Annotated in this window: 2 rRNA genes; both read right to left on the bottom strand. The window is 64.2% G+C overall.

From position 1 onward, the window contains the following. Positions 1-20 precede the first annotated feature (20 nt). Positions 21-136, bottom strand: a 5S ribosomal RNA gene (rrf, locus tag AB5758_RS09490). 150 nt (positions 137-286) lie between these two features. Next, positions 287-3,261 (bottom strand): 23S ribosomal RNA (locus AB5758_RS09485). Positions 3,262-3,411 lie beyond the last annotated feature (150 nt).

Here is a 3,411-nt window from a genome sequence, read left to right as displayed (position 1 = left end):
ACGGCTCGGTGCCGTCCACCGGTCAGCGGCGCCCTGGCCTCCCACGGGCTGACCCCGCAGTACTCTCGGCGCGATGGGGCTTAGCTTCCGGGTTCGGAACGGGACCGGGCGTGCCCCCCATGCTCTGGCCGCTGACCGGTGGGCGGCGCCCACCGTATCTTCGGTGTCCGGTGTCTCACTCACGTGCCCTGGGGGCCGCATGGCGTATAGGAAAGAAACTGACTCGGGGGCATCCTCGTGCCCGGACCGCGCGTGAGCGCTGGGTCCCGCGGGCCGCGAGGTGCGGTTCCGGAAGAGCTCGGGCGATTAGTGCGGCTCGGCTGAGGACGTCGCCGCCCTTGCACCTGCCGTCTATCGACCAGGTAGTCTACCTGGGCCCTTACCGGAAGGAGAACTAATCCCTGGAACGGCTTCCCGCTTAGATGCCTTCAGCGGTTATCCGCGCCGCACGCGGCTACCCGGCCGTGCCGTTGGTCGACAACCGGTTCACCGGAGGTGCGTCCACCCCGGTCCTCTCGTACTGGGGGCAGCCTCCATCGATTCTCCTGCGCCCACGGAGGATAGGGACCGAACTGTCTCACGACGTTCTGAACCCAGCTCGCGTACCGCTTTAAACGGCGAACAGCCGTACCCTTGGGACCTGCTCCAGCCCCAGGATGCGATGAGCCGACATCGAGGTGCCAAACCTTGCCGTCGATGTGGACTCTTGGGCAAGATCAGCCTGTTATCCCCGGAGTACCTTTTATCCGTTGAGCGACGGCCCACCCACTCGGGGCCGCCGGATCACTAGAGCCTGCTTTCGCACCTGCTCGGCTTGTGGGCCTCGCAGTCAAGCCCGCTTGTACTCTTGCATTCAAAAGGACGGTTGCCGACCGTCCCGAGCGGACCTTCGCGCGCCTCCGTTACCCTTTAGGAGGCGACCGCCCCAGTCAAACTGCCCGCCTGGCACGGTCCCCGAGCCGGTTGACGGCCTCGGGTTAGGACGCCGGTCGCGCGAGGGCAGTATTCCAAGGGCGGCTCCCCGGGGGCTGGCGCCTCCGGATCGATGCCTCCTGCCTATCCTCTACACGCGGGACCAGCGGCCAATGCCAAGCTGCAGTGAAGGTTCACGGGGTCTTTCCGTCCTTCCGCGGGTAAGTCGCATCTTCACGACCAGTGCAATTTCACCGGGTCCATGGTCGAGACAGCGCCCAAGTCGTTGCGCCTTTCGTGCAGGTCGGAACTTACCCGACAAGGAATTTCGCTACCTTAGGACCGTTATAGTTACGGCCGCCGTTTACCGGGGCTTGGCTTCGGGGCTTCGCCGAATCGGCTAACTCCTCCGCGTGACCTTCCGGCACCGGGCAGGCGTCAGACCCTATACGTCGCCTTGCGGCTTCTGCAGAGTCCTGTGTTTTTGGTAAACAGTCGCTTGGGCCTCTCCACTGCGGCCCGCCTCCGCTCCCCGGGCAAGCCGGTTCACGTACGCGCGGGCACCCCTTCTCCCGAAGTTACGGGGCCATTGTGCCGAGTTCCTTGACCATGGTTGACCCGATCGCCTCGGTATGTTCTACCCACCCACCTGTGTCGGTTTGCGGTACGGGCGCGCACGCGCCTGCCTAGGGGTTTTTCTAGGGACCTCGGGCTCACTCGCTTCGCTCAGTCGCTTCGTCCGGAGCCTCGCCCTCCTGCGGACCGGATTTCCCTGGTCCGCGGGCCGCGCTCCATCACGGGGACGTCCAGAACCCCGCCGAGCCACCCCCATCCGTCGCCCCGTCGGTCGTAGCGCCGCGTGCGCGGTGCAGGAATGTCTGCCTGCTGCGCGTCGGCTACGCCTCCCGGCCTCGCCTTAGCCCCCGACTGACCCTGGGAGGATTAGCCTTGCCCAGGAAACCTCGGGTTCACGGCGGACGAGTTACTCTCTCGTCTCTCGCTACTCATGCCAGCATTCTCACTCCCATGCGCTCCACCGTCGGTCGCCCTCCGGCTTCTCCGCCCATGGGAAGCTCCCCTACCGATTCTAATGAATTAAAATCCCGCCGCTTCGGTGTCCAGCTTAGCCCCGTGTATTGTCGGCGCATGTCCACTCGACCAGTGAGCTGTTACGCACTCTTTGAATGGATGGCTGCTTCTAAGCCAACATCCTGGTTGTCTGGGCGGACGCACATCCTTTGCCACTCGGCTGGAACTTGGGGACCTTAGCGGGCGGTCCGGGCTGTTTCCCTCTCGAGCACACAGCTTAGCCCACATGCTCTGACTGCCGCGCTCTGGGCCGCCGGCATTCGGAGTTCGGTTGGATTCGGTAGGCGGCGAAGCCCCCTCGTCCATCCGGTGCTCTACCTCCGGCGGTGAACGCGCGACGCTAGCCCTAAAGCTATTTCGGGGAGAACGAGATATCTCCGGGTTTGATTGGCCTTTCACCCCTATCCGCAGGTCATCGCCGCCGTTTTCAACCGACGTGCGTTCGGCCCTCCACGGGGTCTTACCCCCGCTTCAGCCTGCCCACGGATAGCTCACCCGGCTTCGCGTCCGCGGCGCGGGACTCAAGTCGCCCTGTTAAGGCTCGCTTTCGCTCCGGCTCCCTTTCGGTTAACCTCGCCCCGCGCCAGCGACTCGCTGGCTCATTCTACAAAAGGCACGCCGTCACAACTGAAAGTTGCTCCGACTGCTCGTGGGCGCACGGTTTCAGGTACTGTTTCACTCCCCTCCCGGGGTGCTTTTCACCTTTCCCTCACGGTACTGGTGCGCTATCGGTCACAGGGTAGTACTCAGGCTTGGATGGTGGTCCACCCAGGTTCGGACCGGGTTTCACGTGCCCGGCCCTACTCAGGGACCGCGTCGCGCCGTCCGGTCTGGGTTCGCGTACGGGGCTGTCACCCGCTGCGGCCGGCCCTCCCATGCCGTTCCGCTCCCCAGCCGGACCTGCGCCCGGGGGCGGCAGCCCCCGGATGCGCGGCCCTGCAACCCCGTCGGCGGAACCCCTGCCGGGTATGCCCGCTCGACGGTTTGGCCATCGGTCCCCTTTCGCTCGCCGCTACTCGGGGAGTCTCGAGATTGATTTCCTCTCCTCCGGGTACTTAGATGTTTCAGTTCCCCGGGTTGTCCTCCCCACCCTTATGTGTTCGGGGTGGGGATATGCACACTGCTGTGCATGGGTTCGCCCATTCGGAGACCCCCGGGTCGAAGGATGTGTGCTCCTCGCCGGGGATTATCGCAGCTTGCCGCGTCCTTCATCGGCTCCCTGTGCCAAGGCATCCGCCGTGCGCCCGTGGTATCTTGCGGGACCGCATCGGGCCCGCGGGATATCCACGTGTCGCTAATTAATCTAATTAATCGATATCATGAATAGCGCTCGTATGTCGCAATTCGGGTATCTCATACCGCGGCACAGTGTCTTCACTGTGCTCGCGATCAGATGCTCCTCACTCATTA

It is taken from the genome of Collinsella aerofaciens (genome assembly GCF_040926405.1).
GTDB lineage: Bacteria > Actinomycetota > Coriobacteriia > Coriobacteriales > Coriobacteriaceae > Collinsella.
Note: the sequence above shows the minus strand (reverse complement) of the source record. Positions and strands in the feature narration are given on the sequence as shown.